We start from the raw sequence: 23,835 nt of genomic DNA, 5'->3' as shown, positions 1-23,835 counted from the left end.
CTCCTGGTGGAAGAGGGGGTCAGAGGTCGTCGTCGAAGCCGTCGAGGCCAAGGCCGGCCGGATCGATCCCGCCCTGCGCGAGGGCGGCTTCGACCGCCGCTTCGGCGTCTTCGGGCGGCTCCGGCTGAGAGTCGCGGATGTCGACGATCTTGGCGCCCGGGAAGGCGTCCAGGACGGAGCGGACGAGCGGATGAGCCTGGACGTTGGTCAGGCGGTCGCGCTCCTCGGCCGCGATCTTCTCGCGCAACGTCGGCTGGCCCGGCTCGGAGGAGAGCGCCACGATCCAGCGCCGGCCGGTCCAGTCCGCCAGCCGCTTCGACAGCTCGCTGCCGAGCTGCGGCGAGGCGGTTTCGGTCGGGGCGAACTCCAGCGCTCCGTCCTCGAAGCGCACCAGCCGGACGTCGTTCTCCAGCGCGAGCTTCATGGTGATGTCGCGCTTCTCGGCCGCGAGCGCCACCAGGTCCTCGAACCTGTTGATGCGGATCGCCGCCAACGCGGCGGGGCTGCGCGCCGGCGCGGGCGACGCGGAGGGGCGCAGTTCGGACCGGGTCGCGACGCTGAGGGCGGAGGCCCGGCCGCCGCCGTCCGGCGACGAGGCCCTGGCGCCGCCTCCGGGGCCGGGCGAGGACGGGGCGGCCCCCGGCGAACCGGCGGGCGCGTCGCGCATCGCCCGCAGCGCTTCGTCGGGAGTGGGCAGGTCGGCCGCATAGGCCAGCCGCACCAGCGCCATTTCGGCGGAAGCGATGGGCTTGGGCGAATCCTTCACCTCGGCGACGCCCTTCAGCAGCATCTGCCAGGCGCGCGACAGCACGCGCATGGGAAGCGCCGCGGCGGCCTGGCCCCGGACCCGCTCGACCTCGGTGACGCTGGATTCGCGCGCCGCGTCGGGCACGATCTTCAGCCGGGTGACGAAATGAACGAATTCGGCGAGGTCGCCCAGGATCACGGCCGGATCCGCGCCGGAATCATACTGGTCGCGCAGCTCCGCCAAGGCGGAGGCGACGTCGCCCTTCATCACCGCCTCGAACAGGTCGATGACGCGGCCGCGATCGGCCAGGCCCAGCATGGTGCGGACCGTCTCGGCGTCGATGCGGCCCGCCCCGTGGGCGATCGCCTGGTCGAGCAGCGACAGCGAATCGCGGACCGAGCCTTCGGCCGCCCGCGCCAGCATGGCGAGCGCCTCGGCGTCGATCGTGACGCCCTCCTGGGCGCAGATGCGGTCGAGATGCCGGACCAGCAGGGAGGCGTCCACGCGCCGGAGGTCGAAGCGCTGGCAGCGCGACAGGATTGTGACCGGGACCTTGCGGATCTCGGTCGTGGCGAAGACGAATTTGGCGTGCGGCGGCGGCTCCTCCAGCGTCTTCAGGAAGGCGTTGAACGCCTTCTCGGAGAGCATGTGGACCTCGTCGATGATGTAGACCTTGTAGCGGGCCGAGGCCGGGGAATAGCGGATGCCGTCGGTGATCTGGCGGACGTCGTCGACGCCCGTGTGGGAGGCGGCGTCCATCTCCAGCACGTCGACGTGACGCGACTCCATGATGGCGCGGCAATGCACGCCTTCGTCGGGCAGTTCGACGGTCGGGCCGCCCGTCCCGTCCTGGCGCAGATAGTTGAGCCCGCGGGCCAGGATGCGGGCCGTGGTCGTCTTGCCGACGCCGCGCACGCCGGTCAGGATCCAGGCCTGCGGGATGCGCCCGGAGGCGAAGGAGTTGCGCAGCGTGCGCACCATCGCGTCCTGGCCGATCAGGTCGTCGAAGGTCTGCGGACGATATTTGCGCGCCAGCACCCGGTAGGGCGTGACGGCGGAGGCCGCCGGCCCGGCGTCGCGCGGCGCGTCGAGCCCCGGAAGGCCGGGGCCGTCGTCAAACGTCGCGTTGTCCTGCGGGGGGATGGTTTCGTCGCTCATCGGGCCTTGTGGTGACGCATGGCCGGGGTGCGACGGCTCTGCCGGCGGTCGCGGCGGAGCCCTTTCGATCGAGGCCAGAATGTGCCGCGAAGGGTGGGAGGCTGGACGGTAACCCGCCCGATTCTCGTTAGGGCTGCTTCCTTCCGGACCTGACCCGGTTGGCGAGTGGAACGTCCACCACCAACCTCCCGTCCCCTATATCGGCGATCTGGGATGCGATTACAAGCGGGCGGGAGCCTGCGAAAAGCGCATCTCAAATCGCCCGGATTGGATTAGCGTGCCCCGCCATGACGCCCTCCTCCGCCCCCTTCGCGCTCGATCCGCAGCTCGCCGCCGACGCCTGCACGGTCGGCGACCTCACGCTCTCGCGCGTGCTGCTGATGAAGCATGCGCGCTATCCCTGGCTGATCCTCGTGCCGCGCCGCGCGGGCGTGCGCGAGATCCTGGACCTCGCCGACGCCGAGCAAGCCTGCCTGTTCGGCGAGATCACCCAGGCGTCGCGGGTCGTGCAGACGCTGTTCCGGCCGGACAAGCTGAATATCGGGGCGATCGGCAACATGGTGGCGCAGCTGCACGTCCATGTGGTCGGACGGTTCAAGACCGACGAGGCCTGGCCGCGTCCCGTCTGGGGCGCCGGTTCGCCCACGCCCTACGGGGCGGCCGAGCTCGAAGAGCGCCTGGCCATGCTCTCGCGCGCCTTCGGGCGGATCTGAAACCGCCTCATCCGGAGACGCCGATGTCCACGCCTTCCAGTCCCCCCGTCCCCGGCGAGCGCGCCGAACGGTCGGCCAGCCTCGGCTATTCGGTCAACCGGCTGGACCGGCGCGCCGAGCACCGGGACGATGCCGACTACCTCGCCGGCCTCGCCGCCTCCCCGAAGGCCCGCAGCGTGGTGCTGCGCGGCGACGTCCCGGTGCTGCGGCGCGTCGCGGAGGGCCATGACGCGCTGTTCAGTCCGGCCGAAGTGGCCGACATGGGCTCGGTGCGGGAGGAGGCCTTTCTCGGCCTCGACGGCGACGCGCCCGTCTACGCCGCGCTGCTGGACGCGCCGGCCCCTGAGAACGACCAGGGCGGCGACGACCTGGTGGCCATCGACCTGCGCTCCATCGCCATGCAGGGGCTGCTGCCCCCGCCGATGCTGGGCGTGCTGGCCCAGGCCAAGAGCCTGATGCATTGGCACCAGCGGCATCGCTTCTGCTCGAATTGCGGGCAGCCCACCAGGGTGGGGTCGGCCGGGTGGAAGCGCGAATGCCCCGCCTGCGAGGCGCAGCATTTCCCGCGCACGGACCCGGTAGTGATCATGCTGGCCGTGCGGGGCGACCGCTGCGTGCTCGGCCGGCAGGCGCGCTTCGTCAAGGGCGTCTATTCCTGCCTGGCGGGTTTCCTGGAGCCGGGCGAGACGCTGGAGGACGCGGTCCGCCGCGAGCTGTTCGAGGAGGCGGGCGTCCAGACCGGACAGGTGCGCTACCTGGCGTCCCAGCCCTGGCCGTTCCCGGCGTCGCTGATGATCGGCTGCGTGGCCGAGGCGCTGGCCGACGATCTCACGGTCGACTTCAAGGAGCTCGAGGACGCCCGCTGGTTTACGCGGGACGAGGTCCGCAGCATGCTGAAGGGCCAGCATCCGGACGGGATCGGCTGTCCCCCGCCCATCGCCATCGCGCACGGACTTCTGCGCGCCTGGGCCGAGGACGGGGAGGATTTCCGGGCGTCCCGCGCGGGCTGACCTCGAGCTGGACCGCGGCTTGCATGGCGTCGGCGTTGATTCAGTGATTCGCCAAGAGGTGCGGCCCGATGGGGACGACGATCGCTCCGCCCGAGTCCGAGGCGTCGGACAAGGACCGACCCCTGCAGGAGGACATCCGCCTGCTCGGCCAGATCCTGGGCGACACCGTCCGCGAGCAGGACGGCGAAGGCGCCTTTGAGATCGTGGAGGCCATCCGGCGCCTCTCGGTCGCGTTCCAGCGCAAGGCCGACGCGACCGCGGGCGGCAATCTCGACACTTTGCTGAAGCGTCTGAGCCCGAACGAGACCGTCTCGGTCATCCGCGCCTTCAGCTACTTCTCCCATCTGGCCAACCTCGCCGAGGACCGGCACCACGTCCGCCGGCGCGCCGTCCACGAGATGGTCGACGAGCCGCAGGACGGCAGCCTGGCGCGGACCTTCGAGAGGCTCCGGGACGCGGGCGTGGATCCCGACCGGATCGAGCGCGCGCTGAGGCGCGGCTTCGTGTCGCCCGTCCTCACCGCCCATCCCACCGAGGTGCAGCGCAAGAGCACGCTCGACGCCGAACGGGCGATCGCCGACCTGCTCGCCGCGCGCGACCATCTGAGGAGCGCCCGCGACAGGGCCGAGAACGAGGCCCTGCTCAGGGCCCGCATCGCCCAGCTCTGGCAGACGCGCATCCTGCGCACCGCCAAGCTGACGGTGCGCGACGAGATCGAGAACGCGCTGAGCTACTACCGATCCACGTTCCTCACCGAGATCCCGCGCCTCTACGCCGAGCTGGAGGACGCGCTCGGCCGCCCGGTGGCGTCGTTCTTCCGGATGGGCAACTGGATTGGCGGCGACCGCGACGGCAACCCCAATGTCGACGTCGACACCCTCGACATGGCGGTGCGCCGGCACGCCGAGACGGTGCTGCGGCACTACCTGACGCAGGTCCACCACCTGGGGGCCGAACTCTCCATGTCGCGCACGCTGGTGGCGTGCACGCCAGACCTGAACGCCCTGGCGGCCAGGTCTGGCGACGAGAGCCCGCACCGCACCGACGAGCCGTACCGGCGGGCGCTCACGGGGGTCTATTCCCGCCTGGCCGGCACGCTGCATGCGCTCACCGGGGCCGAGGCGCTGCGCCACGCGGTGGCGCCCGGCGCGCCCTATCCGGGCGCGAAGGCCTTCCTGGCGGACCTCGTCACGATCCGCGACTCGCTGCGCCAGAACCATGGCGGCGCCATGATCCGCTCGCGGCTGGCCCCGCTGATCCGGGCCGTGGAGGTCTTCGGCTTCCACCTGGCCACCACGGATCTGCGCCAGAACTCCGACCGGCACGAGGCCGTCCTGGCGGAGCTGCTCGCCGCGGCCCGCATCGAGCCCGCCTATGCGGCGCTGGACGAAGAGGCCAAGCAGCGGCTGCTGCTGGCGCAGCTGCAGGAGCCGCGCTCGCTGCGGGTGCGCGGCGCGGTCTACAGCGACGCCACGCGCTCGGAGCTCGCCATCTTCGAGCGGGCGCGCGAGCTGCGCGAGGCGTTCGGGCCGGACACCATCCGGCACTACATCATCAGCCACACCGAGACGGTCAGCGACCTCCTGGAGGTCCTGCTCCTGCAGAAGGAGTGCGGGCTGATGCGGGCGACGCTCGCGCCGGGCGAAGCCTCGCGGGCCACCGTGGACCTGATCGTCGCGCCGCTGTTCGAGACCATCGAGGACCTGCGGGCGGCCGAGCCGATCATGCGCAGGTTCTACGACCTGCCCGGGATCGAGGCGCTGGTGCGCAATTCCGGGGCCGAGCAGGACGTGATGCTGGGCTATTCGGACAGCAACAAGGACGGCGGCTACCTGACCGCCAACTGGGAGCTCTACCGCGCATCCACCGCGCTGGCGAAGCTCTTCGACGAAAAGCCCGGCCTGACGCTGCGGCTGTTCCACGGGCGCGGCGGCACCGTCGGCCGCGGCGGCGGACCCAGCTACCAGGCCATCCTGGCGCAGCCGCCCGGGACCGTGAAGGGGCAGATCCGCCTCACCGAGCAGGGCGAGGTCATCAACGCCAAATACGCCAATCCGGAGATCGGCCGCCGCAACCTGGAGACCATCATGGCGGCGACGCTGGAGGCGACGCTGGTGGCCTCCCGCCAGGCGCCCGAGCCCGCCTTCCTGGAGGCCGCGGCGGCGCTGTCGACGCTGAGCATGGGCGCCTACCGGGCGCTCGTCTACGACACGCCGGGCTTCACGGACTATTTCTTCTCCGCCACCCCCATCGCGGAGATCGCCGAGCTCAATATCGGGTCGCGGCCCGCGTCGCGGAAAGCCAACCGCCGCATCGAGGACCTCAGGGCCATCCCGTGGGGCTTCTCATGGGGGCAAAGCCGGGTGACGCTGCCGGGCTGGTTCGGATTCGGATCGGCGGTCGAGGCGTTCCTGGCCGAGGACCGGCAGGACAGGCTCTCCACCCTGCGGCGCATGAACGCCGAGTGGCCCTTCTTCCGCACGCTGCTGTCCAACCTGGACATGGTGCTGGCCAAGGCGGATCTCGCGGTGGCGCGGCGCTACGCCGAGCTGGTGCCGGACCGCGCCCTGGCGGAGGCGATCTTCGGGGCCATCGAAGCGGAATGGCGGCGGACCGTGTCGGCCCTGGAGGCGGTCACGGGCGAGACGCAGCGGCTGGCGGACAATCCGTCGCTGGCGCGCTCGATCGCCCATCGCTTCGCCTATATCGCGCCGCTCAACCATCTCCAGGTGGAGCTCCTGCGGCGCTGGCGCGCCGGGCAGGTCGACGACAAGGCGCAGCGCGGCATCCTCATCTCGATCAACGGAATCGCGGCGGGGCTGCGCAACACCGGCTGAGCGGCCTCACTCGGCCGCCGGCTGGCTCTCCAGGCGATAGGGGTGGGCGGGATAGACGCCCAGGATGCGCACCTCCTTGGAGAAGAAGGCCAGCTCCTCCAAGGCGAGCCGCAGCGGCCTCTCCTCGGGATGGCCGTCGACGTCGGCCAGGAACTGCGTCGCCGAGAACTCGCCGCCCACCATGTAGCTTTCCAGCTTGGTCATGTTGACGCCGTTGGTGGCGAAGCCGCCGAGGCCCTTGTAGAGCGCCGCCGGCACGTTGCGGACGCGGAACAGGAACGTCGTGACCGTGGGGCCCTGACCCACCGGCGCCCAGTCCGGCGACTTGGAGAGAATGACGAAGCGGGTCGTGTTGTGCTTCTCGTCCTCGACGTCGTGGGCGAGCGTCTCCAGGCCGTAGATCTCGCCCGCCAGGCTGGTCGCCAGGGAGGCGCGCGTCACGTCGTTCCACTCGGACACCTCGCGGGCCGAGCCGGCGGTGTCGCCCGTGATCACCGGCTTGGCGCCGAGGGTCCGGATGATCTTGCGGCACTGGCCCAGCGCATGGACGTGGCTGAACACCGACTTGACGGTGGCCAGCGTGGCCCCCTTCACGCCCAGGAGTTGGAAGTGGATCGGCAGGAAGTACTCGCCCACGATGTGCAGGCCGGAGGCGGGCAGGAAATGATGGATGTCGGCGACGCGGCCGGCGATCGAGTTCTCGATCGGGATCATGCCGAGGCCCGCCGTCCCGTCCTGGATGGCCGCGAAGGCGTCCTCGAAGGTGGCGCAGGGCATCGGCTCCCAGTCCGGATGGACGTCCAGGCAGGCGATATGGGAGTTGGCGCCGGGCTCGCCCTGGTAGGCGATGACCTTCTTGACGTTCGGCATGGAGGGTCTCGTGCGTTGTGCGGGAGGCGCGGCGCGCTCCGGCGGTGTCAGTGCGGGCGCCGGGCGGCGAGGATCTCGCGGGCGCGTTCGAGGTCGTGGGGCGTATCGACGCCGAGCGGAACGTCGTCGACGATCGCGATGTCGATGCGCATGCCGGCCTCGAGCGCGCGCAGCTGCTCCAGCCTCTCGCGCTGCTCGAGCGGCGCCGGCGGCAGCGACACGAAGCGCTCCAGCGCCTTGCGGCGATAGGCGTAGAGCCCGATGTGGTGGAACAGCGGCCCGGGGCCGCTCGGCGCGGTCGCGCGGGTGAAATACAGCGCGCGGTAAAGCCCCGGGGCGATCGGGGTGGCGACGGGCTTCACCACGTTGGGGTCGTCGCGCTCGTCCTCGCGGACGATCGGCGCCGCGATGGTGGCGATGTCGACGAGCGCGTTGGCGAGCGGCAGCACCGCCGCTTGCACGGCGCGCGGGTCGACGGTCGGCAGGTCGCCCTGCACGTTGACCACCACGTCGTGGCGGCCCTCCGGATCGAAGGCCTGCACGGCCTCGAAGATCCTGTCGGAGCCCGACGGATGGTCCGAGCGGGTCAGGACGGCGGTTCCGCCGACCGCCTCGATGGCGGCGACGATGGCGGGCTCGTCGGTGGCGACCACGACCGGGCCCAGCGCGGCCTCCATGGCGCGTCGCCAGACATGCACGATCATGGGCTCGCCCAGGATGTCGGCGAGGGGCTTTCCGGGCAGGCGCGTGGACGCCATCCGGGCGGGGATCAGCACGACGGGATCGGACATGGGCGGTTCCGGCCAGAGCGCGACCGCCGCGGGCGAGCCGGGCGGCAAAAAGTATCAAAGGGAACGCGCTTATACGAGTTGCCAAGAGCCTCGCAAAGCGGGTAATCATCCGCCGCCCTGCGGTCGCCGCTGCGGGAGCCCTTTCGCCATGGGCGTTCGGGCTCCAGTCGACGCATCCGGGGCATGGTTCGCCTTCCGCCCGCCTGCCGGGACCTCCCCAGAACCATCGAGCCGAGACAAGCCCACACGGGTCGGAGCAAGCGAATGTTCGGTATGGATTCCTTCGAGTTCAACAAGATCGCGGGAGCTGTGCTCGGCGCCTTGCTCTTCGTCATGGGCATGGGCATCCTCGCCGAGGCGATCTTCGCCGAGAAGCGGCCGATCGTGGCCGGCTATGCGCTCCCGTCCGCCGAGCCCGAAAAGGGCGGCTCCGCCGCCGAGCCGGCCGCCCAGTCCGAGCCGCTCCCCGTGCTGCTCGCCAAGGCGGACGCCAAGAAGGGCGAAGGCCTGGTCAAGCCCTGCACCGCCTGCCATTCGTTCGAGAAGGGCGGCCCCAACAAGGTCGGTCCCAATCTCTACGGCGTCGTCGAGCGGCCGATGGCCTCGCATGCCGGCTTCAACTATTCGGCCTCCCTGAAGGAGCATGGCTCCAAGGGCGAGAAGTGGGACTTCGCGGCGCTCGACAAGTTCATCGCCAATCCGAAGGGCTACATCCAGGGCACCGCCATGGGCTACGCCGGCCTGAAGGAAGCCGATCGCCGCGCCGACGTGCTGGCCTATCTGCGCTCGCTGTCCGACAGCCCGGTCGAGCTTCCCAAGCCCTGATCCCGGACGCCTGACGACTGAACACGCCGAAAGCCGGGCCCTGCGCCCGGCTTTTGCGTGAAGGGGCCGGCTCTGGCCCGCCGGCGAAAAAGCGACATAATCGGCGCCACACATCGCAGAGCCGCCGGACCGGCGCGCGACGGGAGACCTCATGCGGATCGCCAGGACGACGACGAGCGGCGCAGCGCGCCCCAGGACCGGGGCCGGCGCGCGCCTCTGGGCCGCGCTGGCGGCGGCGGCGGGGCTGCTCGCCGCCGGGGCGCTCCTGCCCGCGCGAGCGGCCGAACCGGACTGGCGGACCGCGACCTCCCTGCTGGGCACGCCCAAATACCAGGACGGGTTCAAGCATTTCGACTACGTGAACCCCGACGCGCCGAAGGGCGGCGCCGTGCGCCTCGCCCGCCAGGGGGCGTTCGACAATTTCAATCCGGTGGTGGCCGGCGTCAAAGGCCAGCTCGAGGGGGGCGTCGGTCTCGTCTACGAACAGCTCACCGAGCAGGCGCTGGACGAGGTCTCGACCGCCTATGGGCTGCTGGCCGAGGCGGTGCGCTACCCGGAGGACTTCTCCTCCGTCACCTATCGGCTGAACTCCCGGGCGCGCTGGCACGACGGCAAGCCGGTCACGCCCGAGGACGTGATCTTCTCCTTCGAGTCCTACAAGGCCGTCAGCCCGCAGATGGCCTTCTACTACAGCCACGTGGTCAAGGCCGAGAAGACCGGCGAGCGCGAGGTGACCTTCACGTTCGACCAGCCCGGCAACCGCGAGCTGCCCCAGATCGTCGGCCAGCTCACCATCCTGCCCCGGCATTACTGGCGAGGCGCGGGGCCGGATGGCAAGCCGCGCGACATCCGCAACACCACCCTGGAGGCGCCGCTGGGGTCCGGGCCCTATCGGCTCAAGGGCTTCGATGCGCAGCGCAACGCCGTGTACGAACGGGTCGCCGACTACTGGGGCAAGGACCTGCCCACCCGCATCGGCATGAACAATTTCGACCAGGTCCGGTTTGAATATTACCGGGATTCGACCGTCCTGTTCGAGGCGCTGAAGGGCGACCAGTACGACTTCCGCGTCGAGAACAGCGCCAAGAACTGGGCCACCGGCTACGACTTCCCGGCCGTGAGGGACGGGCGGGTCGTCAAGGAGGAGTTCAGCGAGCGCGCCAGCGGGCGCATGCAGGGCTTCGTCTTCAATCTGCGGCGCGAGCGTTTCCAGGACCAGCGGATCAGGCGGGCGTTCAACCTCGCCTTCGACTTCGAGGAGATGAACAAGACGGTCTTCTACGGCCTCTACCAGCGCATCGGCAGCTATTTCGAAGGCACGGAGCTCGCCTCCAAGGGCCTGCCGGAGGGGCTCGAAAAGCAGATCCTGGAGAGCGTCAGGGACAAGGTCCCGGCCAGCGTCTTCACGCGTCCTTACGTGAACCCCGTGAACGGGGACCCCACGGCGGTGCGCGACAACCTGCGGGAGGCCGACAAGCTCCTGAAGGAGGCGGGCTGGGAGATCAAGGGCGGCAAGCGCGTCAACGCCAAGGGCGAGCAGCTGAGCGCCGAGTTCCTCGCCTATGATCCAACCAGCGAGCGCTTCATCCTGTTCTACAAGCCCTCGCTGGAGCGGCTGGGGATCGCGGTGTCGCTGCGCATCGTCGATCCGTCGCAATACGAGAACCGGATGCGCAGCTTCGACTACGACATCACCACGGACCTGTGGGCGCAGTCGCTCTCGCCCGGCAACGAGCAGCGCGACTTCTGGGGTTCGGCGGCGGCGGACCGGCCAGGGTCGCGCAACACGGCCGGCATCAAGGACGCCGGGGTGGACGCGCTGATCGACCGGGTGATCTTCGCCAAGGACCGCGACGAACTCGTCGCCGCCACCAAGGCGCTCGACCGGGTGCTGCTGGCGCACGACTATGTGGTCCCGCAATGGACCACGCCCACGACCCGCACGGCGCGCTGGAACCGGTTCGGCCGGCCCGCCACGATGCCGCGCTACGCCTCCCCGGCGTTCCCGACCGTATGGTGGTGGGACGCCGCCCTGGCGCAGAAGACCGGGGGACGACAGTGAAGCGGCGGGCCGTTCTGGCTGGAGGGGCAGGGCTGCTGGCAACGGCGCTGGGCTGGAAGCGTCATGCTGCGTACGCCCAAACCGCCGCGCCCACGCCCGCGGTCCCGCCCGCCGCGGTGGGCGAGCATCACGGCCTGTCGACCTTCGGCGAGCTGAAATACCCCGCCGACTTCCCGCACTTCGCCTATGTGAACCCGAAGGCGCCGGTCGGCGGCGCGGTGTCGCTGCAGCTCAGCAGCACCTTCGGCAATCAGGCGTTCGACACCTTCGACACGCTGAACGCCTATGTGCTGAAGGGCAACGGCGCGGCGGGCGTCGAGGTGCTGTTCGACAGCCTCATGAGTCGCGCCCTGGACGAACCGGACGCGCTCTACGGGCTCGTGGCCAGAACCGTGTCCACGGCCGAGGACGGCCTGACGCAGACCTTCCGGCTGCGGCCCGAGGCGCGTTTTCACGACGGATCGCGCCTGACCGCGCAGGACGCGGCCTTCTCGATCATGCTGCTGAAGGAGAAGGGCCATCCGCTGATCGCCCAGACGATCCGGATGGTCGACGGGGCCGAAGCGCCTGACGAGGCGACGCTGGTGGTGCGCTACGCCAAGGGCCGCTCTCGCGACCTGCCGCTCACGGTGGCGACGCTGCCGATCTTCTCCAAGGCCTATTACACGAGCAAGCCCTTCGAGGAGGCCACGCAGGAGCCGCCGCTCGGCTCCGGCGCCTACAGGATCGGGCGCTTCGAGCAGGGCCGCTTCATCGAATACGAGCGCGTCGCCGACTATTGGGCCAAGGACCTGCCTGTGAACGTCGGGCAAAACAACTTCGCCCGCCTGCGCTACGAGTACTACCGGGACCGCCAGGTCGCCCTGGAAGGGTTCAAGGCGGGGTCGATCACCTTCCGCGAGGAGTTCACCTCGCGCGACTGGGCCAATGGCTACGACTTCCCCGCCGTGAAGGACGGCCGGGTGAAGCGCGAGGAGATTCCGGACGAAACGCCCTCAGGCACGCAGGGCTGGTTCTTCAACACCCGCCGCGAGAAGTTCCAGGACCGCCGCATCCGCGACGCGCTGGGGCTGCTGTTCGACTTCGAGTGGACCAACGCCACCATCATGTTCGGCGTCTATAAGCGCACCTCGTCCTATTTCGAAAACTCCGACATGAAGGCCGAGGGGCCGCCCTCTGCGGACGAGCTGAAGCTGCTGGAGCCGTGGCGCGGCAAGATCCCGGACGAGGCGTTCGGGGCGCCCTTCGTTCCGCCCGTGACGGATGGATCGGGGCAGGACCGCGCTTTGCTGCGGCGCGCCGACCAGTTGCTGCGCGAGGCGGGCTCCAAACGCGAGGGCAATGCGTTGCGACTGCCCAACGGCCAGCCCTTCGAGATCGAGTTCCTCGACTTTTCGGGCTCGCTGCAGCCGCATGCGGGCTCGCTGTTCAAGAACATGAAGCTGCTGGGGATCGAGCCGCGCTTTCGCATCGTGGACGCGGCGCAGTACCAGCGGCGCACGGACGAGTTCGACTACGACGTCGTGTCCCGCCGCTACGGCATGTCGCCGACCCCGGGCGAGGGCCTGAAGCTGATGTTCGGCTCGGCGTCGGCGAAGACGCCGGGCTCGTCGAACGTCGCCGGCGTCCAGGATCCGGCTGTGGACGCCCTGATCGAGGCGGCGCTGGCCGCCGACACGCGGGCCGAGCTCACCACGGCGTGCCGGGCGCTCGACCGGGTGCTGCGCGCCGGGCGCTACTGGATCCCGATGTGGTACAAGGCCTCCCACTGGCTGGCCTATTGGGACATGTTCGGCAAGCCCGCCGCCAAACCCAAATACGCCCGCGGCGCCCCGGGCACGTGGTGGTATGACGAGGCCAAGGCCAAGCGAATCGGAAAGGCTTGATGCAGGCGCGCTGCGCTCTCGTGTTCAACAACGCCCCTCATCCTGAGGAGCAGGCCCGCTTGGGCCTGCGTCTCGAAGGACGAGGGGTCCAGAGCGCTCAACCACCGCTCACACGCTGGAGTCCCTCGTCCTTCGAGACGCATCGCCGAGGGGCGATGCTCCTCAGGATGAGGGGATTGGTGGATCGTTGGCCGCTGCGGTTTGATGCGCTCGCAATGACGGCGAGGCATTGAGCCATGTTCGCCTATGTGGCGCGACGCATCCTGCTGATGATCCCGACGCTGCTCGGGATCATGCTCATCTCCTTCACGATCGTGCAGTTCGCGCCCGGCGGGCCGGTGGAGCGCGTGCTCGCCCAGTTGCAGGGCAACGACGCCTCGGCGACGTCGCGCATCGCCGGCGGGGCCGGCGGCGACTTTTCGGGCGGCGGCCAGACCCAGCCGGGCGGCTCGGCCGGCGAGGGATCGTCCAAATACCGCGGCGCGCAGGGGCTGGACCCCGCCTTCATCAAGCAACTGGAGGCGCAGTTCGGCTTCGACAAGCCGGCGCCCGAACGGTTCGGGCTGATGCTGTGGAACTATCTGCGCTTCGATTTCGGCAAGAGCTATTTCCGCGACGTCTCCGTCCTGCAGCTCATCAAGGAGAAGCTGCCCGTCTCGATCTCGCTCGGGCTGTGGATGACGCTGCTCTCCTACGCCATCTCGATTCCGCTCGGCATCCGAAAGGCAGTGCAGGACGGATCTCGCTTCGACACCTGGACCTCGGCGGTCGTCATCGTGGGCTACGCCATCCCGGGTTTCCTCTTCGCCATCCTGCTGATCGTGCTGTTTGGCGAGGGCTCGTCCTTCCTGCCCTTCTTTCCGCTGCGCGGCCTCACATCGGAGAACTTCGCCCAGCTGCCCTGGTACGCCAAGGCGCTGGACTATCTGCGCCACCTGACGCTGCCCATCCTGTCCATGGCGCTGGGCGCCTTCGCCACCTCGACGCTGCTCACCAAGAACTCGTTCCTGGACGAGATCCGCAAGCAATACGTCCTGACCGCGCGCATGAAGGGATTGACGGAGCGCCAGGTCCTTTACGGCCACGTGTTCCGCAACGCCATGCTGATCGTGATCGCCGGGTTTCCGGGGGCGTTCATCCACGCCTTCTTCACCGGTTCGCTGCTGATCGAGACCGTGTTCTCGCTGGACGGCCTGGGGCTCCTGTCCTTCGAATCGATCGTCAACCGCGACTACTCGGTCGTGTTCGCCAATCTCTACATCTTCTCGCTGCTCGGGCTCGTGGTGAACCTGCTCTCGGACCTCACCTATACGTGGATCGATCCTCGGATCGACTTCGAGACGCGGGAGGTCTGAGCACATGGACGCACCCGTCGCGGCCCGCGCCTTCGGACCCGAAACGTCGCCCGGCGGGCCGCTCGCGCCGCCGCTGCCGCGCAAGGGCCTGCTGCGGCTGTCGCCCATCAACGAGCGCAGGCTGGCCAATTTCCGCGCCAACCGGCGCGGCTACTGGTCGTTCTGGATCTTCATGGTCCTGTTCGTGCTGTGCCTGTTCGCCGAGTTCATCGCCAATGACCGGCCGATCCTGGTGCGCTACAAGGGCGAGTGGCTCGCGCCGGTCTTCGTCGACTATCCGGAGGAGAAGTTCGGCGGCTTCCTGGCGCAGACCGACTATCGCGACCCGGTGATCCGCAAGGAGATCGCCGAGAATGGCTGGGCCGTCTGGCCGCCGATCCGGTTCGCGTCGAACACCATCAATCTCGACTTGCCGACCGCAGCGCCCTCGCCGCCGACCTGGACGCTGGCCGACGAGGTCTGCCGCCCGGTCGCGGAGAAGAAGGCCGGCCCGGACGCCGCAGGCCGGAAGCTCGGCTGCCGCAGCCTCGAATGGAACTGGCTGGGCACGGACGACGGCGGGCGCGACGTGCTCGCCCGGGTGATCTACGGCTTCCGCCTTTCGGTGCTGTTCGGCCTGATCCTGGCCGCCATCTCGTCCGTGATCGGCATCATGGCCGGCGCGGTGCAGGGCTATTTCGGCGGCAAGGTCGACCTTTATTTCCAGCGCGTCATCGAGATCTGGTCGGCGATCCCGTCGCTGTACCTGCTGATGATCCTGTCCAACTTCTTCCAGCCGTCCTTCTTCACCCTGCTGGGCATCCTGCTGCTGTTCTCGTGGGTGGCGCTCGTCCATGTGGTGCGGGCCGAGTTCCTGCGGGCCCGAAATTTCGATTATGTGCGCGCCGCGCGGGCGCTCGGGCTGAGCGACGCGAAGATCATGGTCAAGCACGTGCTGCCCAACGCCATGGTGGCCACCATGACGTTCCTGCCCTTCATCCTGAACGGCTCGATCACGACGCTGACCTCGCTCGACTTCCTCGGCTTCGGGCTGCCGCCGGGCTCGCCCTCGCTGGGCGAGCTGCTGCTCCAGGGCAAGAGCAACATCTCGGCCCCCTGGCTGGGCCTGACCGGCTTCCTGGTGATCGCCGTCATGCTGTCGCTGCTGATCTTCATCGGCGAAGCCGTGCGGGACGCGTTCGATCCGCGCAAGACGTTTGGATGAGGGGCTGGTAAACTCCGGCTGGGAGACAAGCATGAACAAGATCGTCCGGCGCCATTACCCCGTCAGCAATCTGCCGGATGACCTTCGGCAGGAGTTCGCGGATGCGCGCGAGGTCACGGTCACGATTGAGATCACGGAGCCGGACGCCACGAGCGCAGACGATTTGCGCACGCGGGAGCGTGACCACGTGATGAGCTTCGAGGAAATCTTCGCGCAGCGCCGCCCTCCTTTCCGCTCGGCAGAAGAGATCATGGCCGAGATCCGGGAAGGTCGGGACGATGATCGCTGAGTCCTCCCCGCGCGTCTATCTGGACGCGAATGTCTTCATCTACGCCTTGGAGGGCACGGGAGAGATCGCGAAACCGGCGATCTCCATCTTGGATCTTCTGCGCCGCCATCGGGGTCACGGGGTTACGAGCGAGGTCACGCTTCTGGAAGTCCTTGCGAGAGCGAAGCGAAGCGGTGGCGCAGCCCTTCATCGGCGCTATCTCGATTTGCTGGTGCTGAATGGCTATTTCGGCCTCGTCCCGGTCACACGGTCCGTCATCTATGCGGCTGTCGAATACCGCGAACGCGTTCAGTTGAAGGACGGGTCGGACCCTCTCCTGAAAAGGGCGATCGACGCCAATCACGCAGCCTCGGCGCTGACCGAAGGGTGCGCCGCCGTATTGACCAACGATCTACGGATTCGCATGCCGGAACCTATTTCTGTGATGCCTCACGACGACCAGGCTTTGCGCTTCGTGCAGGCTCTCCTGTGACCCCCTCCCCCCTTCTCTCGGTCCGCGACCTCTCGGTCGTCTTCCGCCAGGGCGGCAAGACCACCACGGCGGTGGACCACGTCTCGTTCGACGTCGGCGCGGGGGAAACCGTGGCGCTGGTCGGCGAGTCAGGCTCCGGCAAGTCCGTCAGCGCGCTCTCGATCCTCAAGCTGCTGAGCTATCCGCCGGCGTCGCATCCCTCGGGCGAGATCCTGTTCAAGGGCCGCGACCTCTTGCGCGCGTCCGAGGACGACTTGCGCAAGGTGCGCGGCAACGCCGTCACGATGGTGTTCCAGGAGCCGATGACGTCGCTCAACCCGCTCCATCCGATCGAGCGGCAGGTGGGCGAGATCCTCTCGCTGCACAAGGGCCTTTCGGGCGCGTCCGCCCGGGCGAGGACGATCGAGCTTCTGAAGCAGGTCGGCATCCGTGACCCGGAGGGGCGGCTCGGGGCCTATCCGCACGAGCTGTCGGGCGGGCAGCGCCAGCGCGTCATGATCGCCATGGCGCTCGCGAACGAGCCCGATCTCCTCATCGCGGACGAGCCCACGACCGCGCTGGACGTCACCGTCCAGGCGCAGATCCTGAAGCTGCTCGCCCGCCTCAAGGCCGATCACGGCATGGCGATGCTGTTCATCACCCACGACCTCGGCATCGTGCGCAAGATCGCCGACCGTGTCTGCGTGATGACGAACGGGCGGATCGTCGAGACGGGACCCGTGCGCGAGGTGTTCGAGGACCCGCAGCACGCCTATACGCGCAAGCTCCTGGCGGCGGAGCCGAAGGGGCGCCCGCCGGCGCCGAAGGCCGATGCGCCCGTGATCGTCGGCGCGGAGGACCTGAAGGTCTGGTTTCCGATCCGGCAGGGCTTCTTCAAAAAGGTCGTCAGCCATGTGAAGGCCGTCGACGGCATCACGATCGCAGTGCGCCAGGGCGAAACGGTCGGGGTCGTGGGCGAATCGGGATCCGGCAAGACGACGCTCGGTCTGGCGATGCTGCGGCTCATCTCGTCGCAGGGACCGATCGTCTATCTCGGCCGGCGCCTCGACGGGCTCGGCTCCAAGGACATGCGCCCGCTCCGGCGCGACCTGCAGATCGTGTTCCAGGACCCTTACGGGTCCCTGTCGCCGCGCCTGTCCGTCGCCGACATCGTCGGGGAGGGGCTGGACGCGCTCGAACGCGGGCTCTCCTACGAGGCCCGGCGGGAGGTCATCGCCCGCGCCCTCCTGGATGTCGGGCTCGATCCCGCCGCCATGGACCGCTACCCGCACGAGTTCTCGGGCGGGCAGCGCCAGCGCATCGCCATCGCGCGGGCCATGGCGCTGGAGCCGAAATTCGTCGTGCTCGACGAGCCGACATCGGCGCTGGACATGTCGGTCCAGGCGCAGATCGTGGACCTTCTGCGCGATCTTCAGCAGCGCCGAAACCTCGCCTACATGTTCATCAGCCATGACCTCAAAGTCGTCCGAGCCCTGGCCAACGAGGTGATCGTGATGCAGAACGGCAAGGTCGTCGAACAGGGGCCCGCGGCGGAGCTGTTCGCGCGCCCCCGGACCGACTACACGCGCGCGCTGTTCGCCGCCGCCTTCGACCTCGAGACCGCGGATGTCGGCGTGGTCCGCGAATGAGCGGCGGGCGCGCCTTCGTCATCGTGCTCGACTCCTTCGGCTGCGGCGGCGCGGAAGACGCCCGCGCCTATGGGGACGAGGGGGCCGACACCCTGGGCCATATCGCCGCCGCCTGCGCGCGCCGGGAGGGCGACCGAGGCGGGCTGCGCTCCGGCCCGCTGCGGCTGCCCTTCATGGCGGGCCTCGGCCTGGGGCTCGCCGGGCAGGCCTCGACCGGCGGCGCGCCGCTCGACCTCGGCGGCTCCGGCGCGCCGCGCGGACAGTGGGGCTTCGGGGTCGAGACGTCGCGGGGCAAGGACACGCCGTCCGGCCACTGGGAGATCGCCGGAACGCCGGTGGATTTCGAATGGGGCTACTTCCCGGCCACGCAGCCGAGCTTTCCGCCGGACCTCACGGCGGCGCTCATCCGCGAAGGCGGCCTGCCCGGCATCCTGGCCGACAAGCATGCCTCCGGGACCGAGGTGATCGACGAGTTCGGCGCCGAGCATCTGCGGACCGGAAAGCCCATCTGCTACACCTCCGTCGACTCCGTGCTCCAGATCGCCGCCCATGAGGAGAGCTTCGGCCTGGAGCGGCTCTACGCCCTGTGCCGGATCGGCCGGCGCCTGTGCGATCCGCTGCGCATCGGCCGCGTGATCGCCCGGCCCTTCCTGGGCGCGCCGGAAACCGGCTTCACCCGCACCCCGAACCGCAAGGACTTCGCGATTCCGCCCCCCGCCGGCACGATCCTGGACCGGGCCGTGGCCGCGGGCCGGGCCGTCGTCACGGTGGGCAAGATCGGCGACATCTTCGCTCACCGGTGCACGGGCCGCGAGGTGAAGGCCGCCGGCAACATGGCCCTTTTCGACGCCATGCTGGACGAGGCGCGGGCGCTCGCCCCCGGCGGCTTCCTGTTCGCCAATTTCGTCGATTTCGACACCGAGTTCGGCCATCGCCGCGACGTGGCCGGCTACGCGGCGGCGCTGGAGGCCTTCGACCGGCGGTTGCCGGAGTTGGAGCGCCTGCTGCGGCCGGGCGATCTCGTCGTCCTCACGGCGGATCACGGCAACGATCCCACATGGCGGGGCACGGACCACACGCGCGAGCACACGCCGATCCTGGCTTTCGGGCCGGGCTTGCAGCCGCGCAGCCTCGGGCGGCGCCAAACCCTGGCCGACATCGGCGAGACGGTCGCTCGCCATCTCGGCCTGCCGGCCCACGCGCCGGGAGAGAGCTGGATCTGACGCGCTCCGGCGCGGACGGTTTTGCGCCATGAGCGTCAGCGTTGACGTTCCCGAAAGCTGGCGTAACCATGACTGTGCGATGCGGGCCCCTCCGGCGACGGCCGCGAGGGTCCTCGGCGTTTTGCAGGGTCGCAAAGGACCGCCATGAGCACGGACAACCGAAGCACTCACATCCGGCTGACCTCGCACCCCGAGCCAGGCACCGGCGCGGCGCGGTTTCCGATCCGCTGGGGCGCGGCGACCCCGGCGGAGCGCGGCCCGGTGATCGGGTCGGTGACCAATCCGGCGGACCGCAACGTCATTGGGGCCCATGGCGGGGCGTATTCGCTTTACCGGGCGCTCGCGGTCTCGTCCGGAGCGCTCAACCCGCTGATCCGGCCGGACCTCACCAACACGCATCCGGTGGTCGGGATCGGGCCGAACCCCCAATGGGGACAGCCCGGCAAGATCGTGTCGCTCGACCCCTGGGGGGCGATGACCGGGGAGGCGTTCGGGACCGAGATCGCCCAGGGCGTCGACATCCGGCCCAGCATCGCGGTGACCAAGGCGAGGCTCAACATGCCGGAGATCGTCGCCTCGCTGGCGACCGGCAGGCTGAAGGCCGACGCCAGCGTGCTCCTGCCGAGCGGCGACATCTCGGTGACCAAGATCGCCATCGACCCCGTCTGGCACCTGCCCGGGGTGGCGGAGCGCTTCGACGTCTCGGAGACCAAGCTGCGGCGCACCCTCTTCGAGCAGACGGGCGGCATGTTCCCGGAGCTGGTGACGCGGCCCGACCTGTCGGTGTTCCTGCCCCCGATCGGGGGCGCGACGGTCTACATCATGGGCGACCCCGCCGGCCTGACCGATCCGCGGCGCACCATCGCGTGCCGGGTCCACGACGAGTGCAACGGCTCGGACGTTTTCGGCTCGGACATCTGCACCTGCCGGCCCTACCTGGTGCACGGCATCGAGGAATGCGTCCGCGAGGCCCAGAAGGGCGGCGTCGGCGTGATCGCCTACAACCGCAAGGAGGGCCGCGCCCTGGGCGAGGTCACCAAGTTCCTCGTCTACAACGCGCGCAAGCGGCAGGAGGGCGGCGACCAGGCGGCGACCTATTTCGAGCGCACCGAGTGCGTGGCCGGCGTGCAGGACGCCCGGTTCCAGCAGCTCATGCCGGACGTGCTGCACTGGCTGGGGATCACCCGCATCGACCGGTTCGTCTCCATGTCGAACATGAAGCACGACGCCATCACGGGGTCGGGCATCGAGATCATCGAGCGGGTGCCCATCCCGGACGAGCTGGTGCCGCCCGACGCCTCGGTGGAGATGGAGGCCAAGAAGGCCGCCGGCTATTACGCCCCCAAGGGCGCGCCCGGGCAGGACGCCCTGCGGGACACCGTGGGCCGCCCCCTGGAGCGGTACTGATGGGGGCTGAGGACATGGATGCGGCGCTCGCCCGAACGCTGCTGTCCCCCAAGGCCGTCCGCGAGCGGGCGCATCGCCTCCTCCATCTCGGCGTGGCGGGCGAACTGCCCCATTTCGAGGTGGATCCCGGCAAGCTGTGCCGCTGCGCCGACTATGTGACGGCCACGATCCGGCGCAACTATCCGACCCTCCAGGTCCCGCTTCACGCCCGCTGGCGCCACTTCGCGGCGGGCGGTTTCGACCGCTGGGGGACGCTGGCGCGTGACGCCGCATGGCCGTCCAGCGCCGCCAAGGGCCGGGCGGCGTTCGACCTCGCCATCGTGAGCGTGCTCCTAGACGCGGGCGCCGGATCGCGCTGGCGCTACCGCGAGGACGCCAGCGGCGAAAGCTTCAGCCGCTCGGAAGGGCTGGCGGTGGCGAGCTTCGACATGTTCTCGGCGGGGCTGTTCTCGGCCCGGCCGAACGAGCCGCTGCGGGCCGACGCGGCGCGCCTGGCCGCCCTGGAGCCGGCCGGCGTCGCGCGGGCCTTCCAGGTCGGCCCCGAGAACCCGATGACCGGCCTCGACGGCCGCCTCTCGCTGCTGGCGCGGCTGGGCGAGGTGGTCGCGGCCGCCCCGGAGGTGTTCGGCCGTCACGACGACCCGCGCCCGGGCGGGCTGTTCGACCATCTCTGCGCCCAGGCCGAGGGCGGCGTGCTGCCGGCCGAGGCGATCCTGCGGGCCATCCTGGACCATCTGGGTCCGATCTGGCCTGGCCGGATCACGCTGGGCGGCGTCAATCTCGGCGACACCTGGCGGCATCCGAGCCTCGTCACCCACGACGCGACCTCGGGCCTGGTCCCGTTCCACAAGCTCTCGCAATGGCTGGCCTATTCGCTCATCGAGCCGCTCCAGGACGCCGGGATCGGCGTCTCGGGCATGGATGCGCTGACGGGCCTCGCCGAATACCGCAATGGCGGCCTCTTCATCGACACGGGCGTGCTCGCCCTACGGGATCCGGCGCTGGCCGGGACGGCCCACCCGGTCGACGCTCCGGTCATCGTGGAATGGCGGGCCCTCACCGTCGCGCTCCTGGACGACACGGCCGCTCTGGTCCGCTCGTCGCTGGGCCTCACCGCCGAGCAGTTCCCGCTGGCCAAGGCGCTGGAGGGCGGCGCCTGGGCGGCCGGCCGCAGGATCGCCCGGGAGAGGAGGCCCGACGGGTCCCCGCCGCTGCAGGTCGTCAGCGACGGAACGGTTTTCTGAAGCGCTCCAGTTCTCCCCGCCCTGCGCCGCTGTATGCTGGCGCGATTCCACCCGCTCGCATCGAGGTCGAAATGCAGGACGTCAGCCACCCCGGCGTCACCGTCGTGTCCCACCCGCTGGTCCAGCACAAGCTGACGCTCATGCGCGACCGGACGCGCTCGACCAAGGGCTTCCGGCAGCTCCTGAACGAGATCGGCATGCTGCTCGCCTATGAGGTGACGCGCGACCTGCCGACCGAACTCGTCGAGACCGAGACGCCCATCACGTCGATGATGGCGCCGATGATCTCCGGCAAGAAGCTCGTGCTCGCCCCTATCCTGCGGGCCGGAGTGGGCTTCCTGGACGGCATGCTCACCCTCGTCCCGTCGGCCCGCGTCGCCCATATCGGGCTCTACCGCGACCCGGAGACGCTGACCGCGGTGGAATACTATTTCAAGGCGCCGTCGGACATCGCCGAGCGGCTGGTCATCGTGGTCGACCCGATGCTGGCGACGGCGAACTCCGCCGTGGCGGCGATCGACCGGCTGAAGGAGCGCGGCGCCAAGGACATCCGCTTCGTGTGCCTGCTCGCCGCCCCGGAGGGCATCTCGCGACTGACCGGCGCGCACCCGGACGTGCATGTCTGGACGGCCGCCATCGACGAGAAGCTGAACGACCACGGCTATATCGTGCCGGGCCTCGGCGACGCGGGCGACCGCATGTACGGCACGCGCTGACATGGCGAACCCCACCCAGGCCGTCTTCGACATCGGCGAGGTGCTGCTCGACTGGAACCCCCGCTATCTCTACCGCAAGATCATCCCCGACCAGGACCGCATGGAGTGGTTCCTGGGCGAGGTCTGCACGCCCGACTGGAACATCGAGCAGGATCGCGGCCGTCCCTTCGCGGACGCGGTGGCGCTGCTCACCGAGCGGCACCCCGACTACGCCGACGAGATCCGCGCCTTCGACGAGCGCTGGGTCGAGACCGTGGCGGGCGTCGTCCATGGCAGCGTGGCGCTGCTGGAACAGCTGCGGGCGGCCGGCGTGCCGACCTGGGCGATCACCAACTTCTCGCACGAGAAATTCGCCATCGCGCGCCGTCGCTGGCCCTTCCTCGACGGGTTCCGGGACGTGGTCGTGTCGGGCGAGGAGAAGCTCCTGAAGCCGGACCCGGCGATCTACCACGTGCTGCTCGACCGCAACGGGCTGGAGGCGGGCGATTGCCTCTTCATCGACGACTCCCCCCGGAACGTCGAGGGCGCGCGGGCGGTCGGCATGCACGCCGTCCACTTCACCACCGCCGAGCAGCTGGCGCTCGACCTGCGGCGCTACGGCTTCCCGGTTTAGCCGCGGCGAGGCCTGACGGGCGCGTGATGACGGCGCCTTGCGGTTTAGGCGCCGCTCAGGGCGGGCTGGCGATGAGGTGGCGCGACACCGCGTAGCCCACCGCCTGCGCGGTGTTGTGCGCTCCCAGCTTGTGGCGGGCGCTGTCCAGATAGAGCTTCACGGCGCTCTCGGAGATCGCCAGCGCGAAGGCGACGGATTTGTGCGGCATGCCGCGGCCGGCCAGCGTCAACACCTGCCGCTCGCGCGGCGACAGCGGGCGCATCTCGTGGTCTTCGTCCACCCACATGTCCATGACGGCGGCGTGAAACTCATAGGCCGCGACCACGACGGCGCCGACGAGACCGGGCAACCTTGCGCGCCAGTGTCCGGCATCCTCGCGGCTCGTGACGCTGAACAGCGCGAAGTCGCCGACCGCCCCGCGGATCGGCACCGTGAGGCCGCGCGGGCCCACGCCGACCGCCTCGCGTTCGCGCGCCAGCTGCGCGATCTTGGGGTCGTTCTGGTCGAAATCGTCCCAATCGATCGGCATGATGTTGAATTGCGCGAGCTTGATGACGGGATCGATCTGGAAGTAATCCTGATCCACATAGTGCTGGACCCATGCTTCCGGGTAGCTCGTATACAGCACGAGGTCGCGCTCGATCTCGCCCGGCACGAGGCGGATATGGTAGGCATATTCGGCGAGATCATGTGCTTTGACGAAAGCCGCCATGCGATGATCGATAGCATTTTCGGCGTGACTTGGGACTGAACCGTCCCTGTGCATGACTACCATAGCGAGCGC

The 23,835-nt window shown here is 69.4% G+C and carries 20 protein-coding genes and 1 other RNA gene; 16 read left to right on the top strand and 5 right to left on the bottom strand.

All coding sequences use genetic code 11. The annotated features are described in order from the left end of the window. Positions 1–19 precede the first annotated feature (19 nt). Both ABEG18_RS00810 and ffs read right to left on the bottom strand, forming a co-directional pair. The gene (locus ABEG18_RS00810; protein WP_406856202.1) at positions 20–1,906 is read right to left on the bottom strand and encodes a DNA polymerase III subunit gamma/tau; all 1,887 of its coding nucleotides are present in this window, start codon (positions 1,904–1,906) and stop codon (positions 20–22) included. Positions 1,907–1,998: 92 nt separating this feature from the next. Further along, positions 1,999–2,096, bottom strand: an RNA gene (ffs, locus tag ABEG18_RS00805) — signal recognition particle sRNA small type. 97 nt (positions 2,097–2,193) lie between these two features. On the opposite strand from ffs, the gene ABEG18_RS00800 reads away from it, so the two are divergent. The 3 genes from ABEG18_RS00800 (at position 2,194) to ppc (ending at position 6,466) form a co-directional block, all read left to right on the top strand. Continuing rightward, the gene (locus ABEG18_RS00800) at positions 2,194–2,619 is read left to right on the top strand and encodes an HIT domain-containing protein (protein ID WP_406856201.1); all 426 of its coding nucleotides are present in this window, start codon (positions 2,194–2,196) and stop codon (positions 2,617–2,619) included. 23 nt (positions 2,620–2,642) lie between these two features. After that, positions 2,643–3,629: an NAD(+) diphosphatase gene (gene nudC / locus ABEG18_RS00795; protein ID WP_406856200.1), complete on the top strand. Its 987-nt coding sequence runs from the start codon at positions 2,643–2,645 to the stop codon at positions 3,627–3,629. A 68-nt stretch (positions 3,630–3,697) separates the two neighbouring features. Further along, entirely contained in the window at positions 3,698–6,466 is a 2,769-nt protein-coding gene (ppc, locus tag ABEG18_RS00790; protein ID WP_406856199.1) for a phosphoenolpyruvate carboxylase, read from the top strand. A gap of 6 nt (positions 6,467–6,472) precedes the next feature. Here ppc and ABEG18_RS00785 read toward each other — a convergent pair whose 3' ends face one another. Both ABEG18_RS00785 and ABEG18_RS00780 read right to left on the bottom strand, forming a co-directional pair. Next, the gene (locus ABEG18_RS00785; RefSeq protein ID WP_406856198.1) at positions 6,473–7,336 is read right to left on the bottom strand and encodes a prephenate dehydratase; all 864 of its coding nucleotides are present in this window, start codon (positions 7,334–7,336) and stop codon (positions 6,473–6,475) included. A gap of 47 nt (positions 7,337–7,383) precedes the next feature. Next, positions 7,384–8,127, bottom strand: a complete 744-nt coding sequence (locus ABEG18_RS00780) for a 3-deoxy-manno-octulosonate cytidylyltransferase (protein ID WP_406856197.1) — start codon at positions 8,125–8,127, stop codon at positions 7,384–7,386. Positions 8,128–8,391: 264 nt separating this feature from the next. Between ABEG18_RS00780 and ABEG18_RS00775 the strand changes: the two genes are divergently transcribed. The 13 genes from ABEG18_RS00775 (at position 8,392) to ABEG18_RS00715 (ending at position 23,051) form a co-directional block, all read left to right on the top strand. Then, on the top strand, positions 8,392–8,952 hold the full coding sequence (locus tag ABEG18_RS00775) for a c-type cytochrome (protein WP_406856196.1): 561 nt from the start codon (positions 8,392–8,394) through the stop codon (positions 8,950–8,952). A gap of 151 nt (positions 8,953–9,103) precedes the next feature. After that, complete coding sequence (locus ABEG18_RS00770; RefSeq protein ID WP_406856195.1) at positions 9,104–11,014, top strand: extracellular solute-binding protein; 1,911 nt, start codon at positions 9,104–9,106, stop codon at positions 11,012–11,014. After that, positions 10,966–12,900, top strand: coding sequence for an extracellular solute-binding protein (locus ABEG18_RS00765; RefSeq protein ID WP_406856194.1), 1,935 nt, complete (start codon positions 10,966–10,968; stop codon positions 12,898–12,900). The genes ABEG18_RS00770 and ABEG18_RS00765 overlap by 49 nt, the downstream gene beginning before the upstream one ends. A gap of 236 nt (positions 12,901–13,136) precedes the next feature. Next, entirely contained in the window at positions 13,137–14,255 is a 1,119-nt protein-coding gene (locus tag ABEG18_RS00760; RefSeq protein ID WP_406856193.1) for a microcin C ABC transporter permease YejB, read from the top strand. 4 nt (positions 14,256–14,259) lie between these two features. Continuing rightward, positions 14,260–15,459 (top strand): ABC transporter permease, encoded by a 1,200-nt coding sequence (locus ABEG18_RS00755; protein WP_406856192.1) that lies wholly within the window; start codon positions 14,260–14,262, stop codon positions 15,457–15,459. Positions 15,460–15,490: 31 nt separating this feature from the next. After that, on the top strand, positions 15,491–15,748 hold the full coding sequence (locus ABEG18_RS00750; protein ID WP_406856191.1) for a hypothetical protein: 258 nt from the start codon (positions 15,491–15,493) through the stop codon (positions 15,746–15,748). Then, on the top strand, positions 15,738–16,220 hold the full coding sequence (locus ABEG18_RS00745) for a type II toxin-antitoxin system VapC family toxin (protein ID WP_406856190.1): 483 nt from the start codon (positions 15,738–15,740) through the stop codon (positions 16,218–16,220). Before ABEG18_RS00750 ends, ABEG18_RS00745 begins: the two co-directional genes overlap by 11 nt. After that, complete coding sequence (locus ABEG18_RS00740; protein ID WP_406856189.1) at positions 16,217–17,848, top strand: ABC transporter ATP-binding protein; 1,632 nt, start codon at positions 16,217–16,219, stop codon at positions 17,846–17,848. The genes ABEG18_RS00745 and ABEG18_RS00740 overlap by 4 nt, the downstream gene beginning before the upstream one ends. After that, positions 17,845–19,071 (top strand): phosphopentomutase, encoded by a 1,227-nt coding sequence (locus ABEG18_RS00735; RefSeq protein ID WP_406856188.1) that lies wholly within the window; start codon positions 17,845–17,847, stop codon positions 19,069–19,071. The genes ABEG18_RS00740 and ABEG18_RS00735 overlap by 4 nt, the downstream gene beginning before the upstream one ends. Positions 19,072–19,215: 144 nt before the next feature. Further along, positions 19,216–20,478: a GTP cyclohydrolase II gene (locus ABEG18_RS00730; RefSeq protein ID WP_406856187.1), complete on the top strand. Its 1,263-nt coding sequence runs from the start codon at positions 19,216–19,218 to the stop codon at positions 20,476–20,478. After that, positions 20,478–21,722, top strand: coding sequence for a URC4/urg3 family protein (locus ABEG18_RS00725; protein ID WP_406856186.1), 1,245 nt, complete (start codon positions 20,478–20,480; stop codon positions 21,720–21,722). Before ABEG18_RS00730 ends, ABEG18_RS00725 begins: the two co-directional genes overlap by 1 nt. 71 nt (positions 21,723–21,793) lie before the next feature. Beyond that, positions 21,794–22,438 carry a uracil phosphoribosyltransferase gene (upp, locus tag ABEG18_RS00720; protein ID WP_406856185.1) on the top strand — a complete coding sequence of 215 codons (645 nt, stop codon included), beginning with the start codon at positions 21,794–21,796 and terminating at the stop codon, positions 22,436–22,438. A gap of 1 nt (position 22,439) precedes the next feature. Then, positions 22,440–23,051, top strand: coding sequence for an HAD family hydrolase (locus ABEG18_RS00715; RefSeq protein ID WP_406856184.1), 612 nt, complete (start codon positions 22,440–22,442; stop codon positions 23,049–23,051). 55 nt (positions 23,052–23,106) lie between these two features. On the opposite strand, the gene ABEG18_RS00710 is transcribed toward ABEG18_RS00715, so the two are convergent. Then, positions 23,107–23,763, bottom strand: a complete 657-nt coding sequence (locus ABEG18_RS00710) for a LuxR family transcriptional regulator (protein WP_406856183.1) — start codon at positions 23,761–23,763, stop codon at positions 23,107–23,109. Between the last annotated feature and the right edge of the window lie 72 nt (positions 23,764–23,835).

Source organism: Alsobacter sp. KACC 23698, assembly GCF_045348435.1.
Taxonomy (GTDB): domain Bacteria; phylum Pseudomonadota; class Alphaproteobacteria; order Rhizobiales; family Beijerinckiaceae; genus Alsobacter.
Note: the sequence above shows the minus strand (reverse complement) of the source record. Positions and strands in the feature narration are given on the sequence as shown.

Excerpts from the sequence above, each read along its gene's own strand:
- ABEG18_RS00810 (WP_406856202.1), bottom strand. The coding sequence starts at position 1,906 with ATGAGCGACGAAACCATCCCCCCGCAGGACAACGCGACGTTTGACGAC.
- ABEG18_RS00800 (WP_406856201.1), top strand. The coding sequence starts at position 2,194 with ATGACGCCCTCCTCCGCCCCCTTCGCGCTCGATCCGCAGCTCGCCGCC.
- nudC (WP_406856200.1), top strand. The coding sequence starts at position 2,643 with ATGTCCACGCCTTCCAGTCCCCCCGTCCCCGGCGAGCGCGCCGAACGG.
- ppc (WP_406856199.1), top strand. The coding sequence starts at position 3,698 with ATGGGGACGACGATCGCTCCGCCCGAGTCCGAGGCGTCGGACAAGGAC.
- ABEG18_RS00785 (WP_406856198.1), bottom strand. The coding sequence starts at position 7,336 with ATGCCGAACGTCAAGAAGGTCATCGCCTACCAGGGCGAGCCCGGCGCC.
- ABEG18_RS00780 (WP_406856197.1), bottom strand. The coding sequence starts at position 8,127 with ATGTCCGATCCCGTCGTGCTGATCCCCGCCCGGATGGCGTCCACGCGC.
- ABEG18_RS00775 (WP_406856196.1), top strand. The coding sequence starts at position 8,392 with ATGTTCGGTATGGATTCCTTCGAGTTCAACAAGATCGCGGGAGCTGTG.
- ABEG18_RS00770 (WP_406856195.1), top strand. The coding sequence starts at position 9,104 with ATGCGGATCGCCAGGACGACGACGAGCGGCGCAGCGCGCCCCAGGACC.
- ABEG18_RS00765 (WP_406856194.1), top strand. The coding sequence starts at position 10,966 with ATGGTGGTGGGACGCCGCCCTGGCGCAGAAGACCGGGGGACGACAGTG.
- ABEG18_RS00760 (WP_406856193.1), top strand. The coding sequence starts at position 13,137 with ATGTTCGCCTATGTGGCGCGACGCATCCTGCTGATGATCCCGACGCTG.
- ABEG18_RS00755 (WP_406856192.1), top strand. The coding sequence starts at position 14,260 with ATGGACGCACCCGTCGCGGCCCGCGCCTTCGGACCCGAAACGTCGCCC.
- ABEG18_RS00750 (WP_406856191.1), top strand. The coding sequence starts at position 15,491 with ATGAACAAGATCGTCCGGCGCCATTACCCCGTCAGCAATCTGCCGGAT.
- ABEG18_RS00745 (WP_406856190.1), top strand. The coding sequence starts at position 15,738 with ATGATCGCTGAGTCCTCCCCGCGCGTCTATCTGGACGCGAATGTCTTC.
- ABEG18_RS00735 (WP_406856188.1), top strand. The coding sequence starts at position 17,845 with ATGAGCGGCGGGCGCGCCTTCGTCATCGTGCTCGACTCCTTCGGCTGC.
- ABEG18_RS00730 (WP_406856187.1), top strand. The coding sequence starts at position 19,216 with ATGAGCACGGACAACCGAAGCACTCACATCCGGCTGACCTCGCACCCC.
- ABEG18_RS00725 (WP_406856186.1), top strand. The coding sequence starts at position 20,478 with ATGGGGGCTGAGGACATGGATGCGGCGCTCGCCCGAACGCTGCTGTCC.
- upp (WP_406856185.1), top strand. The coding sequence starts at position 21,794 with ATGCAGGACGTCAGCCACCCCGGCGTCACCGTCGTGTCCCACCCGCTG.
- ABEG18_RS00715 (WP_406856184.1), top strand. The coding sequence starts at position 22,440 with ATGGCGAACCCCACCCAGGCCGTCTTCGACATCGGCGAGGTGCTGCTC.
- ABEG18_RS00710 (WP_406856183.1), bottom strand. The coding sequence starts at position 23,763 with ATGGCGGCTTTCGTCAAAGCACATGATCTCGCCGAATATGCCTACCAT.